This is a genomic window from Methylophilus sp. 5, from assembly GCF_000515275.1.
Classification (GTDB): Bacteria; Pseudomonadota; Gammaproteobacteria; order Burkholderiales; family Methylophilaceae; genus Methylophilus.
In genome coordinates, this window is record NZ_KI911560.1 from 1,416,595 (window position 1) to 1,438,041 (window position 21,447).

Sequence of the window (21,447 nt, forward strand, 5' to 3'; positions counted from 1 at the left end):
GTTAGCGCTTTTGGCCGAGATAGTCGGTTTTACCTAATGGCACACCCAGATGGCGCAAAATGTTATAGGCCGTGGTGGTGTGAAAGTAAACATTGGGCATGACCCATTTTTCCAGGTAATCCAGCCCGCTAAAGGTTAAATCCACTTTACGAATCGTCAGCACAACTTCTTTGCCCTCAGCGCCTTCAAGCTGTGCGGGCTGAATCTGCGACAGAAAGTCTATGGTTTTATCAATTCTGGCGTAGAGCATATCAAAGCTGGTTTCATCGTCGGCATATTGGGGGATCTCCAGCCCGGCCAGTCTTGCGCCTGCGCCTTTGCTCATATCGCTCACCAGTTGCACTTGTTTGATGAGCGGGTACATATCGACTGACAAACGGCTGTTGAGTAGCACCTCAGGCGCCACTTTTTTCTGCTCTGCGTATAGCTCACCTTGTTGCAAAATGTGTTTCAGGTTTTGCAACGTGCGCAGCAGTGGCGCGATACTGACATCATATAAATGCATGGCATGAGCCTCTTAATAGTCATAACGCCGATATTGTAACGCTTCTGCAATGTGTGCATCGCTAATGTGTGTTACCCCGGCCAGGTCGGCAATGGTTCTGCCGACTTTGAGAATACGGTGATAGCTGCGGGCCGAGAGTGAGAATTTGTGCATGGCGGTTTGCAGTAGCTGGCTGGCCTGCTCGCCAAGTTGGCACACATGGGCAATCTCCAGCGGTCCTAGCGTGGCGTTGGGTTTGTGCTGGCGGTGCATTTGCCGGTCTCGCGCCAGCATCACCCGCGCTCGCATGCTGGCACTACTTTCACTGGGCTGGTGATGGCTTAACTCCTCAGGCTTGAGCGCGGGGACGTCGATATTCATGTCGATTCGGTCTAGTAGCGGGCCAGATAGCTTGTTTTTATAACGCAATATTTGTTCTGGCGTACAGCGACAGCGCTGGTTGTAATGGCCAAAATAGCCGCATGGGCATGGGTTCATGGCCGCAATGAGCTGAAATTGTGCCGGAAAAGTGGCTTGCCTGGCGGCGCGTGAGATAGTGATGCTGCCGTTTTCAAGAGGTTCGCGCAGTACCTCCAGCACTTTACGGTCAAATTCTGGCAGCTCATCTAAAAATAGCACGCCATGATGCGCGAGGCTGATTTCGCCAGGCCGTGGTACGCTGCCGCCACCAACCAGTGCCACTGCGGAGGCAGTATGGTGCGGCGCCCGAAACGGACGCTTCTTCCAGGCCGTCGCCGGAAACTGCCCGGTCAGTGACAAAATCGCAGCACTTTCGAGTGCTTCTTGCGTGGTCATGGCAGGCAATATGCTGACAAAACGTTGCGCCAGCATGCTTTTGCCGGTGCCGGGCGGGCCGCTCATCAATAAGCTATGTTGGCCCGCGGCCGCGATCTCCAAGGCGCGTTTGGCCCGTAGTTGGCCTTTCACTTCCTGATAGTCCGGCAATTCAGTGCGTTCAATCGGCATCACCAAGGGGTGCTGCGGCAATGCTTGTTTGTCAGACAAGTGCGCGCATACCTCAAGCAGACTGTTTGCTGCAAAAATGGTGCAGCCTTCGACCAGGCTGGCCTCAAATGCACTTTCTTGGGGCAAAATAGCCGCTCGCGTACTGGTTGTGTCTTGAAGTAGATGATATGTCATCGCCAGCGCGCCACGGATCGGCCGTAATGCGCCTGTGAGTGCTAATTCACCGGCAATAACGTAGTTCGCAAGCTGCTGCTTGGGCAGTTGGCCAGATGCGGCCAGAATGCCGAGCGCAATTGGCAGGTCGTAGCGCCCACCTTCTTTGGGCAAGTCTGCTGGCGCAAGGTTGACTGTTATGCGACGGGCAGGAAACTCAAATTGCGCGGTCTGTATCGCAGCGCGCACGCGGTCCTTGCTTTCTTTGACCTCAGTTTCTGGCAGGCCAACGATGGTAAAGCTCGGCAGGCCATTGGCCAGATGCACCTCTACCACTACTTCTGGCGCGTCCATGCCACTTAATGCACGACTATATAGTACCGCCAGACTCATTGCGCACCCTTAAACATCAGAATGCTAACAATTGTAAATTAATTTTTACTTTTTAGCTGCGTGCGCCTGTTCCAGCTGGCTGATTTTTTCTTCCAGTGCTTGCAATTGCTGCTGGGTGCGTGCCAGTAGTGCCGATTGAATATCGAATTCTTCGCGCGAAACAAGTTCCATTTTGGTGAGCGCGCCCTGAAATAGTGCATGCAAGTTGGTTTCTAGCTCTGAAATGGGGCTTGATTCCACTAGTTGTTTGATTTTTAAAGATAATTCTTGAATTTTTTCATTGGTAAATAGCATGATGATGGCTCCTTTGCACAATATTTTAGCATGTATGGCGGCGTTAAAAATATAATTACCTAAATATATAAACTTAATAACTAATTAAAAACATATTGTTATAAAGTTATTATAATAATTTAGATTATATTTATATTTTAAATATATGATTTAATTGGTTTATGTAGATTGGCACGTGCCTTGCTTTGTGGTTAATGTTGTTTCATTCTCGTTTACAACAATTCGATCAAAGATTTTCACAGAGAGAGGACTCATAAATGCGTCAATCTATTTTGCTCACAGCAGTTTTGGGTGCATTATCTTTTGCACAAGTTTCATACGCAGCCGAAGAGGCTAAAGAAGAAGCTAAATCCGACTGGACTGCGACTGGTAACGTTTCTTTTGTATCAGATTACTACTCACGTGGTATTTCTCAATCATGGCACAAGCCAACCGCACAAGGCGGTATGGATATTACGCATTCCAGCGGTTTCTACGCGGGTGTGTGGGGTTCGGGCGTGTCACCAAACACCTATCCTGATTCAACGACTGAAATCGACATCTATGGCGGTTACAACGGTAGCGTGCCAGGGATTGAAGGTTTGGGCTGGTCTGCTGGCCTGTATGGTTACCTGTATCCAGGTGGCTCTTGGAAAAAATACCGGGCTTCAAATGCGGTTAACCCAAATGATGTATTGACACCTAAAGGTGGTAGTTGGGACACTTATGAAGCTAACGTTGGTTTATCTTATGGCTGGTTAAGCGGTAAACTGTCCTATACCTTGACTGACTGGTGGGGCGCGGATAAATCTACAGGTTGGGATGGCAGCACTAAGGGCTCAACTTACTTTGAGTTAAACGCGGCTTATCCATTGCCATGGTGGGAGTTGACATTAGTTGCTCACGTTGGTCGTTTGAATGTGGCTGGTAAACTGGACAAGTCATTTAGTCCAGATGGTGGTTTAAACTTACCAAGTACTTCCATTTCTGGAGCTACTAACCCAGATTACACAGACTGGAAGATTGGCTTGAGCAAGGCATTCAAAATTGGTGCTACCGAAGGTTGGAACGCCGGTGTGTACTGGGTTGAGTCAGACAACTCCCGCTACTGGGGTGAAAATGGCTATGGTGGTACAAGCTTTAACGGTAAAGGTACCAGCACAAAAGCTCAAAGTAAAAACCTGAATGATGGTCGTTTGGTATTAACCGTCGGTCGTACATTCTAATAAGCAAGTTTAGATCTGGCGGGCATTGTGCCCGCCAGAATTAATAACGGGAGAAGCAAATGAAATTTGTATCCGCAATAATCAAGCCATTTAAGCTTGATGAAGTGCGTGAGGCTTTGTCCAATATTGGCGTACAAGGCATCACAGTCACTGAGGTCAAAGGGTTTGGCCGTCAAAAGGGGCATACCGAGTTATATCGTGGGGCAGAATATGTCGTGGATTTTTTGCCTAAAGTAAAGCTTGAAGTCGCCATTAAGGATGACATGCTTGATCAGGTCGTTGATGCGATCGAAAAAGCAGCAGCAACGGGCAAAATCGGTGATGGCAAAGTATTTGTCTTCGATCTGGAACAAGTTTACCGCATACGTACCGGCGAAACCGGTCCGGATGCGCTCTAAGAAAGGGCTTCAGCTATGAAGAAAATTCTTTCCATGTTGTCACTGGTCGCTTTGATCGGCCTGGCAGCAACCCCAGTCAGTTATGCTGAAGAAACTGTGACAGAAACAATCACAGTACAAGAAACAGTCACCCCTGATGCAGCACCCGCGGCCGAAGCGCCTGCTGCAGAAGCTGCACCTGCCGCCGCTGAGGCTGCGCCAACACTGGACGTGGGTAACACCGCATTCATGATTATTGCCACTGTGCTGGTGATTTTGATGACTATCCCTGGTCTGGCTTTGTTCTATGGTGGTTTGGTGCGTCAGAAAAACATGCTTTCTGTGTTGATGCAAGTGTTTGTGGTGTTCTCTCTGGTGTCTGTGCTGTGGGCGGCTTATGGCTACAGTATGGCGTTCAGCGAGGGTAATGCCATTGTTGGTGGCTTGAGCAAAGCATTTTTGTCAGGCATTACAACAGACAGCTTGACTGGCACAATTCCTGAGTATGTCTTCCTGACCTTCCAGATGATTTTTGCTGCGCTGACTCCGGCACTGATCGTTGGTGGCTTTGCAGAGCGTATGAAGTTCTCTGCTGTATTGTTGTTTACAGCGTTGTGGGTGACTTTTGCTTACGTACCAATGGCACACATGGTATGGGGCGGTGGCTACCTGGCTGAGCTGGGCGCTAAAGACTTCGCCGGTGGTACTGTGGTGCACATCAATGCTGGTGTGGCTGCGCTGGTGGGTGCTTTGCTGTTAGGCAAACGTATCGGTTACGGTAAAGAAGCGATGCCTCCGCACAATCTGGTGATGACCATGATTGGTGCTTCATTGTTGTGGGTGGGTTGGTTCGGCTTCAACGTAGGTAGCGAGCTGGCTGCAGATGCAACAGCAGGTATGGTGTTGGTGAATACACAATTGGCAACAGCTGCTGCGGTATTGGGCTGGATTTTTGCCGAGTGGTTGTTCAGAGGCAAGCCAAGCATGTTGGGTGCTGCATCAGGTGCGGTTGCTGGCCTGGTTGCAATTACGCCTGCCTGTGGTTTCATCGGTCCGATGGGTTCTATCATTCTGGGCTTCACTGCCAGCTTTGTCAGCCTGTGGGGCGTGACCAAGTTGAAAGGTGCGCTGGGTTATGATGACTCGCTGGATGTATTCGGTGTGCACGGCTTGGCGGGTATCTGGGGTGCAGTAGGCACTGGCGTGCTAATGGCTCCTGGCTTGGGTGGTGTTGGTTATGCCGAAGGCGTGACCATGGGTGGTCAAGTGACGACTCAAATCATCGCAGTGGTGGTGACATTGATCTGGACTGGTATCGTCAGCGTGATTCTTTACAAAGTGGTTGATGCCGTGGTTGGTTTGCGCGTCAGTGAAGAGTACGAGCGCGAAGGCCTGGATACAACAGAGCATGGTGAGCGCGCTTACAGCCTGTAATCCACCTTTGTTGCATAGATGTTAAAAAAGCGGCTCTTTTAAGAGCCGCTTTTTTTTGGAACTTATATAATGCATTGCTCTCCATGTAGTGGGCCTCAACTAAAATAACTCTTACGATGGCAAATCTGACTCCCTCCCTTTTGAGCCCGGTGCAACGGGTACTAAAACTAGCCAGCTTTGAAAAGCAGGATATTCTGCTACTGGTTTATCTGACACTCGCCTACGGTGTGCTCGGCATCGCCACACCAGTCGCGGTGCAAACCATGGTCAATATCGTCACTATGGGCGGCGTGCTGCAGCCCCTCTATGTAGTGGGTTTTATCCTGTTTTGCCTGCTGGGATTGTCGGGGGCGATTTACGCGATTGAGAGCTTTATAGTCGAGTTGATTCAGCGTCGGGTGTTTGTGCGCCACAGTTTACTGATTGCGCAGAACACGCAGCAGATTCATATTTCGGTCTACGATCAACACAACCCGGTCGAACTGGTGAACCGCTATTTTGATATCCAGACGGTGCAAAAGTCGGTGGCCACTTTGCTCACGGTGGGCCTCACCGCCTTGCTGCAAGGTTTGATTGGTAGCGTGGTGTTGTTGTTTTACAGTTTGTATTTCGGCATTCTGGTGATCCTGATGCTGATTGTGTTGTGGGCCATTGTGTTTTTGCTTGGCAAGCAGGCAGAAAACACTGCACTTAAAGAGTCAAAAGCCAAGTATGACATGGCCGCCTGGCTAGAGAATATTGCGCGTAACCGCTGGTTATCCAAATTTTATGGCGCTAAACAGCGCACCACACAAAATACTGAAGTGCTGGCACAAAACTATCTGGGTGCCAGAGTGCAGCATTTTAGAGTGTTGATGATTCAATTGATCGGGGCTGTGGGCATGTACGCCGTGATTGGCACCGGCATGCTGATTTTGGGCGGCACGCTGGTGATCAAAGGCCAGATCAACCTCGGCCAGTTTGTGGCTGCAGAGTTGATTATTTTTGGTGTGTTGTCAGCTTTTGTCCGTTTTGTGACCAAGCTTGAGTACTTTTACGATTTGCTGGCTGCAGTCGATAAGCTAGGTGTGCTGGAAACCTTGCCGGTAGAGGCGGTCGGTGAGCATCCTTCTAGCCTGGATGGCTACCAGCCGTTGCAGGTTGCTGGGTTGGGCTTTAGCCACCATGGCCAGCCATCGCTAGTGAAAGACGTTAGTTTTGAGTTGCAACGCGGCCAGAGCCTGGCGATTTTAGGCGCATTGGGCAGCGGTAAAAGCACCTTGCTTGAACTTATCACTGGCCTGAGGCAGCCTGCGCAAGGCTATGTCAGTTATCGCGGCATTGATTTACGCCAGCTCAATGTCGACCATCTGCGCGACCGTATTGGGGTGGCTAACAAGGTTGAATGGCAACATGGGTCGATTTTGGATAACTTGCGCCTGAACCGGGCAGACATCAAGTTGGATGCCATGGTGGAAGTATTGCAAATGCTGGGGCTGTGGGCCGACATCAGCCAGCTGCCCAAGGGCATAGACACAGTCTTGACCGATTATGGCGCCCCCATGACTTATACCCAGTTGCAGCGCCTGATGCTGGCCAGGGCAATCATAGGACGCCCGGACTTGCTGATTATTGATGGCTTGCTGGATGGCTTAGGCCAGCAAGAGCTGGATCAGGTATTGACCTTGCTTAAACGCCATCAGTCGCAATGGATGTTGCTGGTGACGACACGCTTCCCGCATATTGCACAGCAATTCCAGCAGGTGATTACCCTCGATAGCCATCGCGGCCAGACGGGAGGTCAGCATGCATGATCAATTGCAAATGTCGCTGATGCGCACGGTGCAAACGCCCCAGCATTTACGGGTGTGGATTAAGCGCCTGGCCTGGTTGCTGGTGGGGCTGCCGACCATGTTTTTGTTTTTGCCATGGCAGCAGAATGTGACTGCCTTAGGCAAGGTGACGGCTTACTCCCCCTCTGAGCGCGTGCAAACCATAGATGCGCCTGTGAATGGCCTGATTAATCGCTGGCATGTGCAAGAAGGCTCGCAAGTGAAAGAAGGTGATTTATTGCTGGAAATCGCCGACACTGACCCTAACTTTAAACAGCGCCTGGAAGCACAACGCGATAATTTGCAGAGCAAACTGGGCGCCAAGCAGGATGAGTTGCGCGCTTATGAGCTGCAAAAGCAGAATTTGACGGCGGCACGCGATGCCAAGATTTCTGCGGCGCAATACAAGCTGGATGTGGCTAATCAAAAAATCCGCAGTAGCCAGGAGGCGGTGAATGCAGCACAGGCGACGCTGGACGCCGCGAGCTTACAAGTGAACCGCTTGCAGCGCTTGTTTGCGGATGGGCTGGTATCGAAACGTGATCTGGAGGTGGCTGAGCGTGATCATATTATTGCTAGCCGCCACCTCAATAGTGCGCAGGCGCAATGGCAATCGGCCAAAGCAGAAGCGAGTTCTGCCGCGGCGGATATTCAGCAGACACGCTCAGATACCCAGGCCTACCTGGATTCGACCTCTGCTGTGATCAACAAGATTCGCGGTGAAACGGCAGACAGTGAAAACGGCCTGCATAACGCCGAAATTTCACTGGCGCGACAAAATATGCAGCGCATTGTGGCACCCAGAGACGGCACCATTTTCAGGCTGCCGGTCAACTCGCAATCACAGATTATCAAGCAGGGTGACCCCTTGCTGGTGATTGTGCCGCACACCTCCCAGCGCGCGGTTGAGCTGTGGGTCGATGGCCGCGACGCGCCATTAATTACTTCGCGCAGTAGTGTCAGGCTGGAGTTTGAAGGCTGGCCTGCGATACAAGTCCCTGGCTGGGCGCAGGTCGGTGTGGGCACCTTTGAAGGTGAGATTTCCTTTGTAGACCCGACTGACAATGGCAGTGGCCACTTTCGCATGATGGTGGTACACAAAGCGGGCACGCCAGAGTGGCCTTCTGCCAGGTTTTTGCGCCAAGGTATCAGCGCCAAAGGCTGGGTGCTGTTAGAGCGTGTAACCATAGGCTATGAATTGTGGCGCTTGTTAAATGGCTTCCCACCACGTATTCCGCCTGAGCCGGTGCCATTAAATCAAGCCGGAGGAAAACCGGCATGACGCGTTGGCCTGTATTGGCAATGTTTTGCCTGGCTTGCCCTTGGACTGCGCTCCTAGCCGATGAAATGACGGACACGCGTGCGCGGCAGCGGCTACAAAAACCCGAAGGGCGCGCGCTGGAAACCTACAGCCAGCAACCAGGCGTACCGCTGCACGATGCCGTGAAGCAACAGCAAGAGCGTAAATCATCGGTCACTGTCGATTTAAAAAGTGCGTTAAAACCGTTTGATAGCCCGGAAAGCGACAGCATTGTGCCGCTGGTGTCGGGCGCGCAGGTCACGATTGCGGATATTCGCCAGCGCGCGTTGCAAAACAATTTGCAGATTAAGGTGGCCAAAATGGACCCCGAGCTGGCCCGGCAATCACTGCGTGAAGAGCAGGCCAAATTTGACCAGGTGATTTTTGCCTATGCCAAATACGCTGAAAAAGACTTGCCTGCCATGGCGGGCGATAAGGTGATTCTTAAGTCAGACAATGCGCTATTAAATGGTGAGCTGGCTAAGCTCAACCTTGATGCCCAAAACAAGCAGTATTGGGATGTTGAGGCTGGTGTCAAAGTACCTTTGCGCACCGGTGGCACGGTCACCTTGAGTGCGCCGCTGGAAAACCAGCAAAGCCTGGGCAAGTTTGCCAGCGACCAGTACCGTAGTGCCTTGCGCTTTTCGTTTAGCCAGCCCTTGTTGCGCAATGCAGGCCAGCAGGTGAATGAGGCCAGTATCCGCGTCGCTGAGTTAGATAGAGATGGCGTTCAGCTGAAAACCCGCTTGCAGACCATCCGCATTGTGACCACGGTTGATAAAGCTTATTGGGCGCTGTATGAGGCGTGGGCTGCGTTGGATGTACGTAAAAATCAGTTTGAATATGCCAGCCAAAACCTTGCCATGGTCAAGCGCCGGGTGCAAGAAGGGTTGACGGCGGCGGTAGAAATCAATCGCGCCCAAATTGGTGTGGCAGACCGCATGGAGGCGCTGATTGTGGCTGAAACCAGTCTCAAGTTGGCACAACGACAGTTGCAGTTTTTGCTTAATGACTTGCCCGATGAACAGACACCGTCACCCTGGGTGCCGATGACCGCCCCCAATCTGGTCAAGTTTGAATTTGATCGTGCGCACCTGATTCGTGATGCCCTCGAGAGCCGCATTGAGTTGCTGGATCAGGAGCTGAAGTTGAGCGCAGACCTGGTACAGATTGATTATCTGCAAAATCAGACGTTGCCGCTTTTCACGCTGGACTACCAATATGGCGCTTTATCGGGTGCTGGCGGGCGTTTTGGTGACATTGGCCAAGACTTGTTTGATGGCCGCTATCGAGATTGGTCGGTCGGGTTGAAGTTTGAAATGCCGGTGAGTAACGAGGCGCGCAAAGCCAAGCTGGACTGGGCGGTGGCGCAACGCATGCAGCGACTCACCACCAAAACGTTGCAAACGCTGACCGTGAAACGTGAGATTCATGACGCACTGGATCAAGTCGACCAGAATTGGCAGCGTATTATTGCGGCACGTCAGCAGGTGCTGGTGGCTGGCATTAACTACGAAGCTGAGCTCAAACAGTTTAACGAAGGCTTGCGCACCATGACTGAGGTGCTGGAAACATTGACGCGTCTGGGCGAGGCACAGTTAAAAGAAATCCGCGCAATCAGTGATTATCAGGTGTCATTGGTCGATGTGGCTTACGCCACCGGCACCGTGCTTGGGCACGGTCAAATCAGCTTGCAGTAGCTTTATTCGCTGATGGTTTTGCCCGGGTAAAGGGCCTCAGTTAACTGCAGCAGGTTCATGCGGTGTATGCCTGATTTTTCGCCATTTTTACGTGGTGCGGTGCGTATATCGTCGGTTTCAAATACGCTGAGGCGCTGCGTACCAAACCGCGTTTCTACCAGCAATACCGGCACCCGTTTGCGTACAAGCTCATGTTTCTGCTTGCCAGGGCGATCTGACATACGAAATTGTTGTTCATCCAGGCGGTAAGGTACATTCTGGTTGAGCAGATAAATCTCTAATTCTTTGCCGCTTTCAGCAAACACATGAATATCGGTATCTGCATAAGGGCCAGCGGTGCCCTCCATCACTGAGCCGATCAAATACGGGTTAAACTTTTTGAGCAACTGCATGGTGTGCAACGCCGCCTGTCGTAACTCAAGCAAATGCGCGGCATCGTTTTCATCGGCATATAAAGCATGGTATTCGCGCAGGGCCTGGTCAATCTCAGCATTGGTCGGCAGCGGAGCATCTTGCTGGATGCCCATGAGCTTGACCGCCTTGCGCTTGGCGCGGCCATAGTCACTGATGCCTTCCTCAAACATCAGGCGCGCGGCTGACTGTGCTATTTCTTGCCGCAGATCATTTGAAAAATCGTCAAACATCACATCAGGCTTTGTATCGAATCGCTTTTAATTGGGGTTGAGTAGCTTTGCTGCCGGGTTCACTGGCAGCTTTTTGTCCTCATTGCTGCCACCGCTATGCTCGCCAATCAGGCGCTCCAGAAAGGATGGCTCATTGTCTTCCGGCGCATGGTCTGCTTCTGGATCAAACAGGCCAGGCAGGTTTTCAGGTTGCGATTGTGGCAGATGCTCTTCGTAAAAATACTCATAAATGCCGGGGTCATCTTCACCCACTTGCGCGCCAGTGTAAGCATCTACTTTCAGTTGCAATACGCCATCGGGCACTTTGTATTGATAAATCGGCAAGCCGGTCAAGGTTTGTTGCATGTAATTGATCCAAATCGGCAGTGCGGCACGACCACCGGTTTCACCACGCCCCAGGTTGTGCGGATTGTCATAGCCGACCCAGGCCACGGCGACTTCTTTCGGGTGATAACCGGCAAACCAAGCGTCAAACTGGTCATTGGTGGTGCCGGTTTTGCCCGCAATATCCGGGCGGCGCAGAGAGAGTGCGGCTCTGGCCGTGCCATCACGCACCACATCTTGCAACATGGTAGTGATGATAAAGGCATTGCGTTGGTCAATGACGCGTGTTTGCGAAACATGTTTGCCGGCTTGCACCGCTTGAATCACTTTGCCGCGGCTATCAATGATTTTTTCAATCAGGTAAGGGTGTACCTGATAGCCGCTATTGGCAAACGTAGCGTAGGCGGCGGCCATTTGCCAGACAGACGAAGAGCCTGCGCCCAGTGCAGTTGACAGATAAGCCGGGTGGTCTTTGGGGTCAAAGCCAAATCTGCGCAGGTAGTTTTGTGCGTAACGCGCACCAATGGCATTCATCAGGCGGATGGAGATGGTGTTTTTTGACTGTGCCAACGCCTCGCGCAAGCGCATGGGGCCTGCGTATTTTTCATCGTAGTTGCGTGGCTCCCAGCTGCTATTGCTGCCGGTTTCGGTCGAGGTAAAGCTAATCGGCGCATCTTCAAACACGCTGGCCGGACTGTAGCCTTTGTCGAGCGCAGCAGAGTAAATGAATGGCTTGAAGCTAGAGCCTGGCTGGCGCCTGCCCTGTGTCACATGGTTGTATTTATTGCGCTGAAAGCTAAAGCCTCCAATCAGCGCTTGTACCTGCCCGGTTTCGGGGTTGAGCGCCATGAATCCGCTTTCGACTTCTGGCAATTGCACCACCATCCAGCTGTCATTTTGCTGATACACCCGCACCACCGCCCCTGGCACCAGCGACTGCGGCGTGCGTTTGGCGGGCGGCATATGGTTTTTAACCAGCAGGATCGCTTTATCCTGCAACTTGAGTACTGCGCCACGCTTGGTGACCAAAGTGAGCAGGTTGGGCTCGACCTTGGTGACCAAGGCGGGCACAAACTGGTTGTAGGTGACAAAATCACGCAATAACTCACTGGCGCCACTGGCGGTAAGCTTGCCTGGGGGCAGCGAAATCACCTGCTCGGCACCACGGAATCCATGGCGCAATTCAAAATTAATAATGCCTTGAATCACGGCCGTATTTGCGGCGGCCTGGTGCTTGTTATTGATGGTGGTATAAACGCGCAGACCGCTGGTGTAAGCCTTCTCGCCGTAGCGTTTATACAACGTTGCCCGAACAATCTCGGCTACGTATTCACCGCCCAGCGTTTGTACCTGGCGTTTCGATGATTGAAATTTTAACGGCGTGTTCATCGCCTGCTCAAACTCACGGTCGGTGATCATGCCGTAGCGGTGCATGTCACGCAGTACCTCATGCTGGCGCCTGATGGCGTAGTCTGCGTGAATATAGGGGTCGTATTTGCTCGGCGCTTTAGGTAGGCCCGCCAGCAGGGCGGCTTCGGCCAAGTTAAGCTGTTTCAGGTCTTTGTCGTAATACGTTTTAGACGCCGTGGCAAACCCATAAGCGCGCTCGCCCAGATAAATCTGGTTTAAATAAAGCTCCAGTATTTTGTCTTTGCTGATGGCATTTTCAATCTTGATCGCCAGCATGGCTTCTTTAATCTTGGTCCAGATGTTACGTGGCGTATCCGGGCTGCTAAAAAAGTTTTTTGCCACCTGCATGGTGATGGTGCTGGCGCCTTCGTGGCCGCGGCCAGTCAGGTTGTTGCGGATAGCGCGCAAAATGCCGGTCGTATCTATGCCGTTATGCTGGTAAAAGCGACGGTCCTCAATCGCCAGAATCGCGTCTTTCATGACTTTTGGCGTTTGCTCAATCGGCACAAACGCGCGGCGTTCCTGGCCAAACTCAGCAATCAGGCCACCTTCAGCATCGTAAATACGCAATGGTAATTTCGGATGGTAATCCGTGAGCGCATCTAGCGAGGGCAGGGAGGGGTAGAGGATGCTGATCATCAACACCAACAGGGCGGCGACAATCAGGCTACCGGTAATGGAAAGAAAGAGAAGGGACTGCAACCAGTTTCTTGAGTTCATGCGTCTTGCTGCCATCGTGAGAATTACCCATGAATTGTAATCTTTTTTTGCCAATGCAATGGCAGTTAATTATGGAATCATGCAAATAATCAGCATTCTTCTGGCGACCATGAAGCTCAGAATTTTGCTTGTCGCTATGCAGTAGTGTGAGTTGGCATGGTTGATGCATAACCCAACGAACATTCAAATATTTAAAAAGGGCAATACAGTTGAGTCTGGGCTTTTTACAACGCAAAAAAACCAGTTTTATTGGTGTTGATATCAGCGCAACCGCCATCAAGATGGTGGCGCTGAGTGCCATTGGCAAACAGCAATTCCGACTGGACGGCTACGCTAATGTGACCCTGCCTAAAGGGGTCATCAGCGATGGCAATATCAATGACCTGGTGCAAGTGGCTGATACCATGCGATCGGCCTGGCGCTTATTGGGGTCGCGCGCGCGACAGGTGGTGTTGGCACTACCAACTGCGGCGGTGATCTCAAAACGGGTGATTATGCCTGCAGGCTTGCGCGAAGAAGACCTCGAGTTGCAGGTAGAGTCAGAAGCCAATCAGTATATTCCGTTCCCGCTCGAAGAAATGAATCTAGACTTTCAAGTGTTAGGCCCTATGGGCAAAAGCACGGACGAAGTAGAGGTGCTGATCGTCGCGGCCAAAAAAGAAAAGATAGATGACCGTGTTGCCGTGGCTGAAGAGGCCGGTTTGAAGGTGAGCATTGTGGATGTGGAGGCTTATGCCACCGAAACCGCTTATCGCCAGATTATTAAACAGTTACCGCAACACAGCAAAAAAACCGTCACCATGATGCTGGACATCGGTGCGCATGTGACGCATATCAATGTCATGGTGGGGGCACATTCGGTCTATGCCCGCGAACAGGCCTTTGGCGGTGCCATGTTGTCACAGGAAATTCAGCGCCGGTTTGGTTTGTCAGCAGAGGAAAGCGAAATTGCCAAGCGCCAGGGTGGTTTGCCAGACTCTTACGAAGAAGAGGTGTTGCAGCCATTTTTGCAAAACCTGGCCAGTGAGGCGGCGCGCGCCGTATCATTTTTTACCAACTCTACACAGTACAACAAGGTCGATCATGTGCTGCTCGCAGGCGGTGTTGCGGCGACCGAAGGCTTGGCTGCACTCATTGAGCAAAAAGCCGGTGTGCATACCCTGGTTGCGAATGCCTTTCAGGGCATGACGCTGGCCAGTAAAATTAAGGCGTCCCAGCTTGAAACAGATGCGCCTGCGCTCATGATTGCCTGTGGGTTGGCATTGCGCGGGGTGGACGCATGATTAAAGTCAACCTGCTACCCCATCGCCAGATCAAGCGTGCCGAGCGCCAGCGTGAGTTTGGCTTGATGGCATCACTGGTCGCGATTGCCGCCGCGGCCATTTTGTTTGTCAGCTGGAGCTATATCCATAGCAAGATTCAGACACAACAAACACGTAACCAGCGTTTGCAAGATGAAATGGTGCGCCTGGATAAAGAGATTGCCGTGATTGGCAGCTTGAAAGAACAAATTAAACATGTGCTGGAGCGCAAGCAGATTGTTGAAGGCCTGCAGAGCGACCGTAACCAGGCGGTGCTGATTCTCGATGAGCTGGCAAGACAGTTGCCAGAAGGGGTGTTTCTCAAGAGCGTTAAGCAGTTGGGCGAAGATATTGAGCTTAAAGGTGTGGCCGATACCAATGCCAGAGTGGCAACGCTGGTGCATAACCTGAGTGGTTCGCCCATGATGCATAACCCGAATCTGGTAGAAATCAGGGCCAATACCAATGCGCTTTCAATCAAAGAGTATGAGTTTGTGTTGCGGGTGTCTTTAAAGCGGGAAACGCCTAACGAAGACCCAACCAAGCAGAAGCCTGCGCCTGCCAAAGGATAATTTAAAAGATGCAACTTTCTGACTTTAACAATATAGATATTAAAACGGCCGGCAATTTGCCGATGCCGATGAAAGCCGTGTTGCTAACGATATTGGCGGCAGCCTTGCTGGTTGCCGGCTATGTTTTCTTGCTCAGCCCCAACCTCAAGGAGCTGAAAGCCGAAAAAGAAAAAGAACAGGGCTTGCGCGACGAGTATCTGGGTAAAAAAATGCAGGCGATGAAGATCAAAGCCTATGAGCAGCAAGTGGTTGAAATTCAGCGTACTTTTGGCACCTTGCTCAAGCAGTTGCCGGATAAGTCGGAGATGGACGGTTTGCTGACAGATATTAACCAGGCAGGCGTAAGTCAGGGCCTTTCTTTTGAAGGCTTTGTGCCTATGCCAGAAGTGTTTGCCGAGTTTTATGCTGAAAAGCCGATTAATATCAAGGTGTTAGGTCACTACCATACGTTGGGTGCTTTTGTCAGCGAAGTGGCCAAGCTGTCCCGTATTGTGACTTTGCATAATCTGCAAATTCAGTCTGCCGGAAAAGAGGATAAGCAGCCGCATAAAGACCTGCTGGTGATGGAAGCCGTAGCCAAAACCTACCGCTACCTGGACGCAGAAGAAGTGGCTGCGCGTAAGGCTCAAGAAGCTAAGGCAGGCAAAAAATGATGCGCAACCCGTCCTTACTCTGTTTGATTCCTGCCGTGTTGCTCACGGCATGCGGTGCGTCACAAGATGACGATTTGACCCTGTTTATGAACGAGGCTAACCAGGCCATGGTGACCCCGGTAGAGCCTCTGCCGCAGGTGCAGGGATTTTCTCCCAAACAATATAACGCCGATGGTGTGCTGCACGACCCGTTTGTGCCACGCAAGGCGGCGGTACAAAACACCAACCAGCCGGATTTAAAGCGCGCCAAAGAGCCCCTTGAAGCCTACCCGTTGGAAAGCCTTAAATTTGTCGGGGTCATGAGCAAAAAGGGCAGCATGTTTGCCACCATACAAACGCCAGACAGTATGGTGTATCAGGTGAAGCCTGGCTCATATCTGGGCGAAAAATTTGGCGTGATTACGGCATTGACCGAAAACCGCCAAACATTGAAATACGAATTAAAAATTAAAGAGACGATTCAAGACCCGGTAAGCGGGGAATGGGCCGAGCAAATGACAACATTGGAACTGCAGGAACATCAATGATGAAAAAACTAAGCTATCTTGTTGCCAGGCTGGCATTCTTTTCTGTGGCATTGGCCGCTTCTGGCTTGAGTGTTGCGGCAGACTTGCCCACCGCCACTAACCAGTTGCAAGCGGTCGACGTGACCGTGCTCCCGGGCGGACGCTTGAATGTACAGCTGCAGATGGCGCAGCCACTTGCGTCTGCGCCAGTGAGTTTTACCTTAAGCAACCCGCCCAGAATCGTGTTCGATATTCCTAATGCGACTAATGCCACCGGCAAAAACGTGTTGGCGGTGAATCAGGGCGTTTTAAAGTCAGTGCAGGTGGCGCAAGCCAGTGATCGCAGCCGCGTGGTGCTTAATTTATCCAAGCCGGTACAGCACCAATTACAGCTGCAGGATCAAGTCTTGCTGGTTGACCTGGCCCAGGAAAGCGTAGAGACGCCGGTAGCCGCTGTGGCTGCCAAGCGTTTTTCTGAGCAGGAAGTTGCGGCAGGACACAAGATTCAAAAGATTGACTTTGTACGTGGCAAAAATGGCGAGGGCCGGATTCTGGTCGATTTGTCTGACAGCCGTGTGGGCGTGAATGTGCGCAATGCAGGCAAAACCGTGGTGATTGACTTTGCTGATACTGAATTACCGGAAGCATTGCAGCGCCGTTTGAACGTGGTTAACTTTAATACGCCTGTGCTGTATGTGGATGCGCTGCGTCACCACCATCAGGCGCAAATCGTGATTGAGCCACAAGGTGATTGGGAGCAATCGGCCTATCAGACCGATAAGCGCCTGGTGGTGGATATTCGCCCGTTGGCAAAAGACCCCAATAAACTGATACAAGGCTCCAAGCAAGGCTATGCCGGTGAAAAGCTTTCTCTTAATTTTCAGCGTGTAGATGTGAGGGATGTATTGAAAGTGATTGCTGACTTCACCGGCAAAAATATCGTGGTCAGTGACTCGGTGTCTGGCAGTGTGACCATCGGCCTCAAAGATGTGCCGTGGGATCAGGCGCTGGATGTGATCATGAAAAGCAAAGGCCTGGATATGCGTGTTAACGGCAGTGTGATTTCGATTGCACCGGCAGAGGAGTTTGCGGCTAAAGAAAAAGCGCAGCTCACGGCTGAGGCTGAGCGCGAAACGCTGGAAACACTGCGTACCGAAGTGTTCTCATTAAAATATCAAAAAGCCGTCGATTTTAGAAATATGTTGCTTGGTGGCAGCACCAGCTCGAGTGGCGGCTCATCTTCTGGGACTGCCGCGTCATCAGGCGGCGCGTCAGCCGGTCGTATGAATCGTATTTTGTCACAACGTGGTAGCGTCACATTTGATGCGCGCACCAACACCATTTTTGTACAAGATACGCCAAGAAAACTCGAGGAAATCCAGATCATCATTAATAAGGTGGATGTGCCTGTGAAGCAGGTGATGATTGAGTCACGCATGGTGATTGCCTCCAATACTTTTTCTAAAGCATTGGGTGCACGTTTTGGCATCTCGCAAACAGGCACCCCTGGCAGTAGCAATTTGTCGATTGGTGGTTCGCTGGGCAACAAGGCAACCGCTTATACCGCGCCAACTACAGTAGGTGGCACGGGTACTTATACCTTAGGCACACAGGGTGGCACTGTGCAAAGTGCAACTTTGGGTAATTACACCGTGAGCTCAAATGGACAGCCAGATTTGATGTCTAACCTGCCTGTGACCAACGCTTATGGTGGCATCGCGTTGAGCTTGCTCAAGTTATCAGCTAACTTGTTACTCAATCTTGAGTTGTCAGCGCTGGAGGCAGATTCACGCGGTAAGGTTATTTCTAGCCCACGTGTGACTACGGCAAATCAACAAAAAGCCAGAATTGCCCAGGGTGTGGAGATTCCATATCAGAGTGCAACGAGTAGCGGTGCAACGGCTGTGAGCTTTAAACGGGCTGAGTTGAGCCTGGAGGTCACACCGCAAATTACACCTGATCAGAAAATTATTATGGATCTTGACGTGCGCAAAGATAGCCGTGGCGAGACGTTGCCAGGCGGCGTGGCGATTAACACGCAGAATGTACAAACCCAAGTGTTGGTGGGCAATGGCGAAACCGTGGTATTGGGCGGGATTTACGAGCAAATCTCGCGTAAATCTACCGACAAAGTGCCTTTCTTTGGTGACTTGCCAGTGGTGGGCTATGCCTTTAAACGTAACACCAAGCAGGAAGATAAAACCGAGTTGTTGATTTTTATCACGCCTAAAGTGATGGATGAAACCTTGGCCTTGAACTAATTCGTGCGCGCAAGCGCGTACGATTACTGACAGCAAGCAGGCTTTGCCTTAAAATGCCCAACTGAAACGGTTGGGTTTTTTTATGGGTGCGCAAATACCAAACAATATATTTTTGATCGGGTTGATGGGGGCAGGTAAGACCACGGTTGGCAAACTGATTGCCAAAAATCTGGGTAAGACCTTCTACGACACGGATCATGTGATTGAGCAACGTACCGGCGTTAAAATACCGACTATTTTTGAGCTGGAAGGCGAGGTCGGTTTTCGCAAGCGCGAAACGTCTACCTTAGAAGAGTTTGCGCAGCAGGATAATATTGTGCTCGCCACTGGTGGTGGCGCCATTATTGCCGCCGAAAATCGCGATATTCTTAAACAGTATGGCTATGTGATTTATCTGCGCGCCAATGTCAATGAGCTTTATTTACGCACCCGCAACGATAAAAATCGCCCCTTGCTGCAAAATGTGGACGTTAAAGCCAAGCTGGAGCAATTGTTTCACGCGCGCAATCCACTCTATACCGAAACCGCAAACCTGATCGTCGATACTGGCCATCAGCCCGTGGCGGTGATTATTCAAAAAATTGAAAACGCCCTCAATGCGTTGGAGCCCTCATGCAAACCTTAACCGTCAGTCTGGCTGACCGTAGCTACCCTATTCATATTGGCAATGGTCTGCTAGGGCAAACCGAACTGATTTTGCCGCATTTAAAGCGTAAACAAGTGGCGATTGTTAGCAACACCACGGTGGCGCCTTTGTATATGCAAGCCATCGCCCAGCCCTTGCGCGATGCGGGGGTGAATGTGATTGAAATTGTGCTGCCGGATGGCGAAGCACATAAAAATAACCAGACCTTGCAAATGATCTACGATCATTTGCTGCAAAATCGCTGTGAGCGTAATACCACGCTGATTGCCTTGGGCGGCGGGGTGATTGGCGATTTGACCGGCTATGCTGCGGCGACCTATTTGCGTGGTGTGCCTTTTATCCAGGTGCCGACTACTTTGTTATCGCAGGTCGACTCCAGTGTGGGTGGCAAAACCGGCATTAATCACCCATTGGGCAAAAACATGATAGGCGCGTTTTATCAGCCGAAATTGGTGCTAGCCGATATTGACACCTTAAAAACGTTGCCGCAGCGCGAGTTGTCGGCAGGCGTGGCCGAAGTGATTAAATATGGTTTGATTCGTGATGCCGATTTTTTTGACTGGCTGGAAACCAATATGTCCGCCCTGATGGCGTTGGATACTGCGGTTGTCAGTTATGCGGTGTACCGTTCATGCCAGAACAAGGCCGAAGTCGTCGTTATCGACGAGCATGAACAGGGCGAGCGTGCTTTACTCAACTTGGGCCACACGTTTGGGCATGCCATCGAAAATGCCATGGGTTATGGCGTCTGGCTACACGGTGAAGCCGTGGCCACTGGCACCGTGATGGCGGCGGATTTGTCGCAACGCATGGGTTGGCTCAGCTCGGCACAAATCGCCCGTATTAAAACCATTATGCAAGCGGCTAAATTACCAATAGACGCGCCAGACCTGGGCGCAGATGAGTATTTGCGCCTCATGCAGCTGGATAAAAAAGTGGCTGATGGGCGTATACGGTTGATTTTGCAGCAAGATATTGGCAAAGCCGTGATGACGGCCGATTACGATGCAGACAAGTTAAAACAAACGCTGTCATTGGCGGCATAACGCAGCGAGCCGCCAATGACCTTAGCCCGCTTTGCCGCATACCCCGAACAAACGCGTGGCCGCAAGGTCGGTGAGCAAGAGTCGCCGTCGCGCAATGTGTTTCAGCGCGACCGCGACCGTATTATTCATTCCACGGCTTTCCGTCGGCTCGAATATAAAACACAGGTATTCGTGAATCACGAAGGTGATCTGTTCCGCACACGCCTCACACATAGCATTGAGGTAGCGCAACTGACGCGTGGTATTGCGCGCACCTTGGGTTTGCATGAGGATTTGGCCGAGGCGATTGCGTTGGCACATGATCTCGGCCACACGCCGTTTGGGCATGCCGGGCAGGATGCATTGAACCATTGCATGCGCGATTATGGTGGGTTTGAACATAATTTGCAGTCATTACGCGTGGTCGATGTGCTGGAAAACCGTTATGCCAGCTTTGATGGATTGAATCTCACCTTTGAGGTGCGCGAAGGCATCCTCAAACACTGCTCGCGCAAAAATGCGCAGTTACTGGGAGATGTCGGCGAGCGTTTTCTGCGTGGCGAGTCGCCTAGTCTGGAGGCGCAAGTCACTAACTTTGCCGATGAAATTGCCTATAACAATCACGACGTAGACGATGGGCTGCGTTCAGGATTGATCACGATCCAGCAATTGGCCAATATTCAGCTGTTCGCTGAAAATATGGCGGAAGTCAAAAAGCTGTATGGTGAGATTGAAGAAAAACGGCTGGTGCATGAAACCATCCGCCGCATGATTAATGTGCTGGTGGTCGATTTGTGCCAGCAAAGCCAGCAGGCCATTGCCAGCTTGAGTCCTGCCAGTGTTGATGATGTGCGCAAGGCGCCTGCCTACCTGGTGGGGTTTAGCCAGGCGCTGGATGAAAAGAACCTGGAGCTCAAGCAGTTTTTGCGTAAGCATCTATACCAGCACTATCGCGTCAATCGCATGAGTGCCAAAGCGCGACGCATTATCGACGAGTTGTTTACGGCCTTTATGGATAATCCTGCCCTGATGCCTGATGAATATCAGCTCGCTGCCAAGCAAAATCAGGCGCGTGCCGTGGCTGACTATATCGCCGGCATGACTGACCGCTATGCGATCCGTGAACACAGGCGCTTGTTTGCGGTAGAGGAAAGCTGGTAATCCGTCATTGTTTTAAGGCAATAAAAAAGGCTGCGATTTCAGGCAGCCTTTTTTATTGCCGGAAGCTGAATTAATCAGCGCCGTGA

19 protein-coding genes are annotated in these 21,447 nt (G+C 51.3%); 14 read left to right on the forward strand and 5 right to left on the reverse strand.

All coding sequences use genetic code 11. The annotated features are described in order from the left end of the window. Window position 1 precedes the first annotated feature (1 nt). From METH5_RS0106650 to METH5_RS0106660, 3 genes are read right to left on the reverse strand one after another with little or no spacing between them, the layout of a single operon-like run. Window positions 2-505, reverse strand: a complete 504-nt coding sequence (locus tag METH5_RS0106650) for a DUF1993 family protein (protein WP_029147770.1) — start codon at window positions 503-505, stop codon at window positions 2-4. Between the two features lie 12 nt (window positions 506-517). Beyond that, window positions 518-2,017 (reverse strand): YifB family Mg chelatase-like AAA ATPase, encoded by a 1,500-nt coding sequence (locus tag METH5_RS0106655; protein ID WP_029147771.1) that lies wholly within the window; start codon window positions 2,015-2,017, stop codon window positions 518-520. A gap of 45 nt (window positions 2,018-2,062) precedes the next feature. Continuing rightward, the gene (locus METH5_RS0106660; RefSeq protein WP_029147772.1) at window positions 2,063-2,311 is read right to left on the reverse strand and encodes an accessory factor UbiK family protein; all 249 of its coding nucleotides are present in this window, start codon (window positions 2,309-2,311) and stop codon (window positions 2,063-2,065) included. 257 nt (window positions 2,312-2,568) lie between these two features. On the opposite strand from METH5_RS0106660, the gene METH5_RS0106665 reads away from it, so the two are divergent. The 6 genes from METH5_RS0106665 (at window position 2,569) to METH5_RS0106690 (ending at window position 10,138) form a co-directional block, all read left to right on the forward strand. Beyond that, window positions 2,569-3,516, forward strand: coding sequence for a TorF family putative porin (locus tag METH5_RS0106665; protein WP_029147773.1), 948 nt, complete (start codon window positions 2,569-2,571; stop codon window positions 3,514-3,516). Between the two features lie 59 nt (window positions 3,517-3,575). Further along, entirely contained in the window at window positions 3,576-3,914 is a 339-nt protein-coding gene (gene glnK / locus METH5_RS0106670; protein ID WP_018986930.1) for a P-II family nitrogen regulator, read from the forward strand. A 15-nt stretch (window positions 3,915-3,929) separates the two neighbouring features. Further along, the gene (locus METH5_RS0106675; protein ID WP_029147774.1) at window positions 3,930-5,327 is read left to right on the forward strand and encodes an ammonium transporter; all 1,398 of its coding nucleotides are present in this window, start codon (window positions 3,930-3,932) and stop codon (window positions 5,325-5,327) included. 116 nt (window positions 5,328-5,443) lie between these two features. Next, window positions 5,444-7,120 (forward strand): peptidase domain-containing ABC transporter, encoded by a 1,677-nt coding sequence (locus METH5_RS0106680; protein ID WP_232410968.1) that lies wholly within the window; start codon window positions 5,444-5,446, stop codon window positions 7,118-7,120. Beyond that, on the forward strand, window positions 7,113-8,420 hold the full coding sequence (locus tag METH5_RS0106685; protein ID WP_029147776.1) for an HlyD family secretion protein: 1,308 nt from the start codon (window positions 7,113-7,115) through the stop codon (window positions 8,418-8,420). Before METH5_RS0106680 ends, METH5_RS0106685 begins: the two co-directional genes overlap by 8 nt. Next, on the forward strand, window positions 8,417-10,138 hold the full coding sequence (locus METH5_RS0106690; RefSeq protein ID WP_029147777.1) for a TolC family protein: 1,722 nt from the start codon (window positions 8,417-8,419) through the stop codon (window positions 10,136-10,138). The genes METH5_RS0106685 and METH5_RS0106690 overlap by 4 nt, the downstream gene beginning before the upstream one ends. A gap of 2 nt (window positions 10,139-10,140) precedes the next feature. Here METH5_RS0106690 and METH5_RS0106695 read toward each other — a convergent pair whose 3' ends face one another. Further along, window positions 10,141-10,782 (reverse strand): hypothetical protein, encoded by a 642-nt coding sequence (locus tag METH5_RS0106695; protein ID WP_029147778.1) that lies wholly within the window; start codon window positions 10,780-10,782, stop codon window positions 10,141-10,143. 27 nt (window positions 10,783-10,809) lie between these two features. Beyond that, window positions 10,810-13,236 carry a penicillin-binding protein 1A gene (locus tag METH5_RS0106700; protein WP_029147779.1) on the reverse strand — a complete coding sequence of 809 codons (2,427 nt, stop codon included), beginning with the start codon at window positions 13,234-13,236 and terminating at the stop codon, window positions 10,810-10,812. Window positions 13,237-13,445: 209 nt separating this feature from the next. Here METH5_RS0106700 and METH5_RS0106705 point away from each other — a divergent pair, with 209 nt between their 5' ends. From METH5_RS0106705 to METH5_RS0106740, 8 genes are all read left to right on the forward strand, one after another. After that, window positions 13,446-14,519, forward strand: coding sequence for a pilus assembly protein PilM (locus METH5_RS0106705; protein WP_036307681.1), 1,074 nt, complete (start codon window positions 13,446-13,448; stop codon window positions 14,517-14,519). Further along, on the forward strand, window positions 14,516-15,109 hold the full coding sequence (locus METH5_RS0106710) for a PilN domain-containing protein (RefSeq protein WP_029147781.1): 594 nt from the start codon (window positions 14,516-14,518) through the stop codon (window positions 15,107-15,109). Before METH5_RS0106705 ends, METH5_RS0106710 begins: the two co-directional genes overlap by 4 nt. Window positions 15,110-15,117: 8 nt before the next feature. Next, a complete protein-coding gene (locus METH5_RS0106715) occupies window positions 15,118-15,762 on the forward strand; it encodes a type 4a pilus biogenesis protein PilO (protein ID WP_029147782.1) in 645 nt (214 codons plus the stop codon). Then, entirely contained in the window at window positions 15,759-16,289 is a 531-nt protein-coding gene (locus METH5_RS0106720; protein WP_029147783.1) for a pilus assembly protein PilP, read from the forward strand. The genes METH5_RS0106715 and METH5_RS0106720 overlap by 4 nt, the downstream gene beginning before the upstream one ends. Further along, the gene (gene pilQ, locus METH5_RS0106725) at window positions 16,286-18,529 is read left to right on the forward strand and encodes a type IV pilus secretin family protein (protein WP_029147784.1); all 2,244 of its coding nucleotides are present in this window, start codon (window positions 16,286-16,288) and stop codon (window positions 18,527-18,529) included. Before METH5_RS0106720 ends, pilQ begins: the two co-directional genes overlap by 4 nt. A gap of 82 nt (window positions 18,530-18,611) precedes the next feature. Further along, window positions 18,612-19,154, forward strand: a complete 543-nt coding sequence (locus tag METH5_RS0106730) for a shikimate kinase (RefSeq protein WP_029147785.1) — start codon at window positions 18,612-18,614, stop codon at window positions 19,152-19,154. After that, window positions 19,142-20,221: a 3-dehydroquinate synthase gene (gene aroB / locus METH5_RS0106735; protein ID WP_029147786.1), complete on the forward strand. Its 1,080-nt coding sequence runs from the start codon at window positions 19,142-19,144 to the stop codon at window positions 20,219-20,221. Before METH5_RS0106730 ends, aroB begins: the two co-directional genes overlap by 13 nt. A 15-nt stretch (window positions 20,222-20,236) precedes the next feature. Further along, on the forward strand, window positions 20,237-21,361 hold the full coding sequence (locus METH5_RS0106740; RefSeq protein WP_029147787.1) for a deoxyguanosinetriphosphate triphosphohydrolase: 1,125 nt from the start codon (window positions 20,237-20,239) through the stop codon (window positions 21,359-21,361). Window positions 21,362-21,447: the final 86 nt, after the last annotated feature.

What these genes read in the sequence shown, in the direction of transcription:
- METH5_RS0106650 (WP_029147770.1), bottom strand. Translation starts at nt 505, where the DNA reads ATGCATTTATATGATGTCAGTATCGCGCCACTGCTGCGCACGTTGCAA.
- METH5_RS0106655 (WP_029147771.1), bottom strand. Translation starts at nt 2,017, where the DNA reads ATGAGTCTGGCGGTACTATATAGTCGTGCATTAAGTGGCATGGACGCG.
- METH5_RS0106660 (WP_029147772.1), bottom strand. Translation starts at nt 2,311, where the DNA reads ATGCTATTTACCAATGAAAAAATTCAAGAATTATCTTTAAAAATCAAA.
- METH5_RS0106665 (WP_029147773.1), top strand. Translation starts at nt 2,569, where the DNA reads ATGCGTCAATCTATTTTGCTCACAGCAGTTTTGGGTGCATTATCTTTT.
- glnK (WP_018986930.1), top strand. Translation starts at nt 3,576, where the DNA reads ATGAAATTTGTATCCGCAATAATCAAGCCATTTAAGCTTGATGAAGTG.
- METH5_RS0106675 (WP_029147774.1), top strand. Translation starts at nt 3,930, where the DNA reads ATGAAGAAAATTCTTTCCATGTTGTCACTGGTCGCTTTGATCGGCCTG.
- METH5_RS0106680 (WP_232410968.1), top strand. Translation starts at nt 5,444, where the DNA reads ATGGCAAATCTGACTCCCTCCCTTTTGAGCCCGGTGCAACGGGTACTA.
- METH5_RS0106685 (WP_029147776.1), top strand. Translation starts at nt 7,113, where the DNA reads ATGCATGATCAATTGCAAATGTCGCTGATGCGCACGGTGCAAACGCCC.
- METH5_RS0106690 (WP_029147777.1), top strand. Translation starts at nt 8,417, where the DNA reads ATGACGCGTTGGCCTGTATTGGCAATGTTTTGCCTGGCTTGCCCTTGG.
- METH5_RS0106695 (WP_029147778.1), bottom strand. Translation starts at nt 10,782, where the DNA reads ATGTTTGACGATTTTTCAAATGATCTGCGGCAAGAAATAGCACAGTCA.
- METH5_RS0106700 (WP_029147779.1), bottom strand. Translation starts at nt 13,236, where the DNA reads ATGAACTCAAGAAACTGGTTGCAGTCCCTTCTCTTTCTTTCCATTACC.
- METH5_RS0106710 (WP_029147781.1), top strand. Translation starts at nt 14,516, where the DNA reads ATGATTAAAGTCAACCTGCTACCCCATCGCCAGATCAAGCGTGCCGAG.
- METH5_RS0106715 (WP_029147782.1), top strand. Translation starts at nt 15,118, where the DNA reads ATGCAACTTTCTGACTTTAACAATATAGATATTAAAACGGCCGGCAAT.
- METH5_RS0106720 (WP_029147783.1), top strand. Translation starts at nt 15,759, where the DNA reads ATGATGCGCAACCCGTCCTTACTCTGTTTGATTCCTGCCGTGTTGCTC.
- pilQ (WP_029147784.1), top strand. Translation starts at nt 16,286, where the DNA reads ATGATGAAAAAACTAAGCTATCTTGTTGCCAGGCTGGCATTCTTTTCT.
- METH5_RS0106730 (WP_029147785.1), top strand. Translation starts at nt 18,612, where the DNA reads ATGGGTGCGCAAATACCAAACAATATATTTTTGATCGGGTTGATGGGG.
- aroB (WP_029147786.1), top strand. Translation starts at nt 19,142, where the DNA reads ATGCAAACCTTAACCGTCAGTCTGGCTGACCGTAGCTACCCTATTCAT.
- METH5_RS0106740 (WP_029147787.1), top strand. Translation starts at nt 20,237, where the DNA reads ATGACCTTAGCCCGCTTTGCCGCATACCCCGAACAAACGCGTGGCCGC.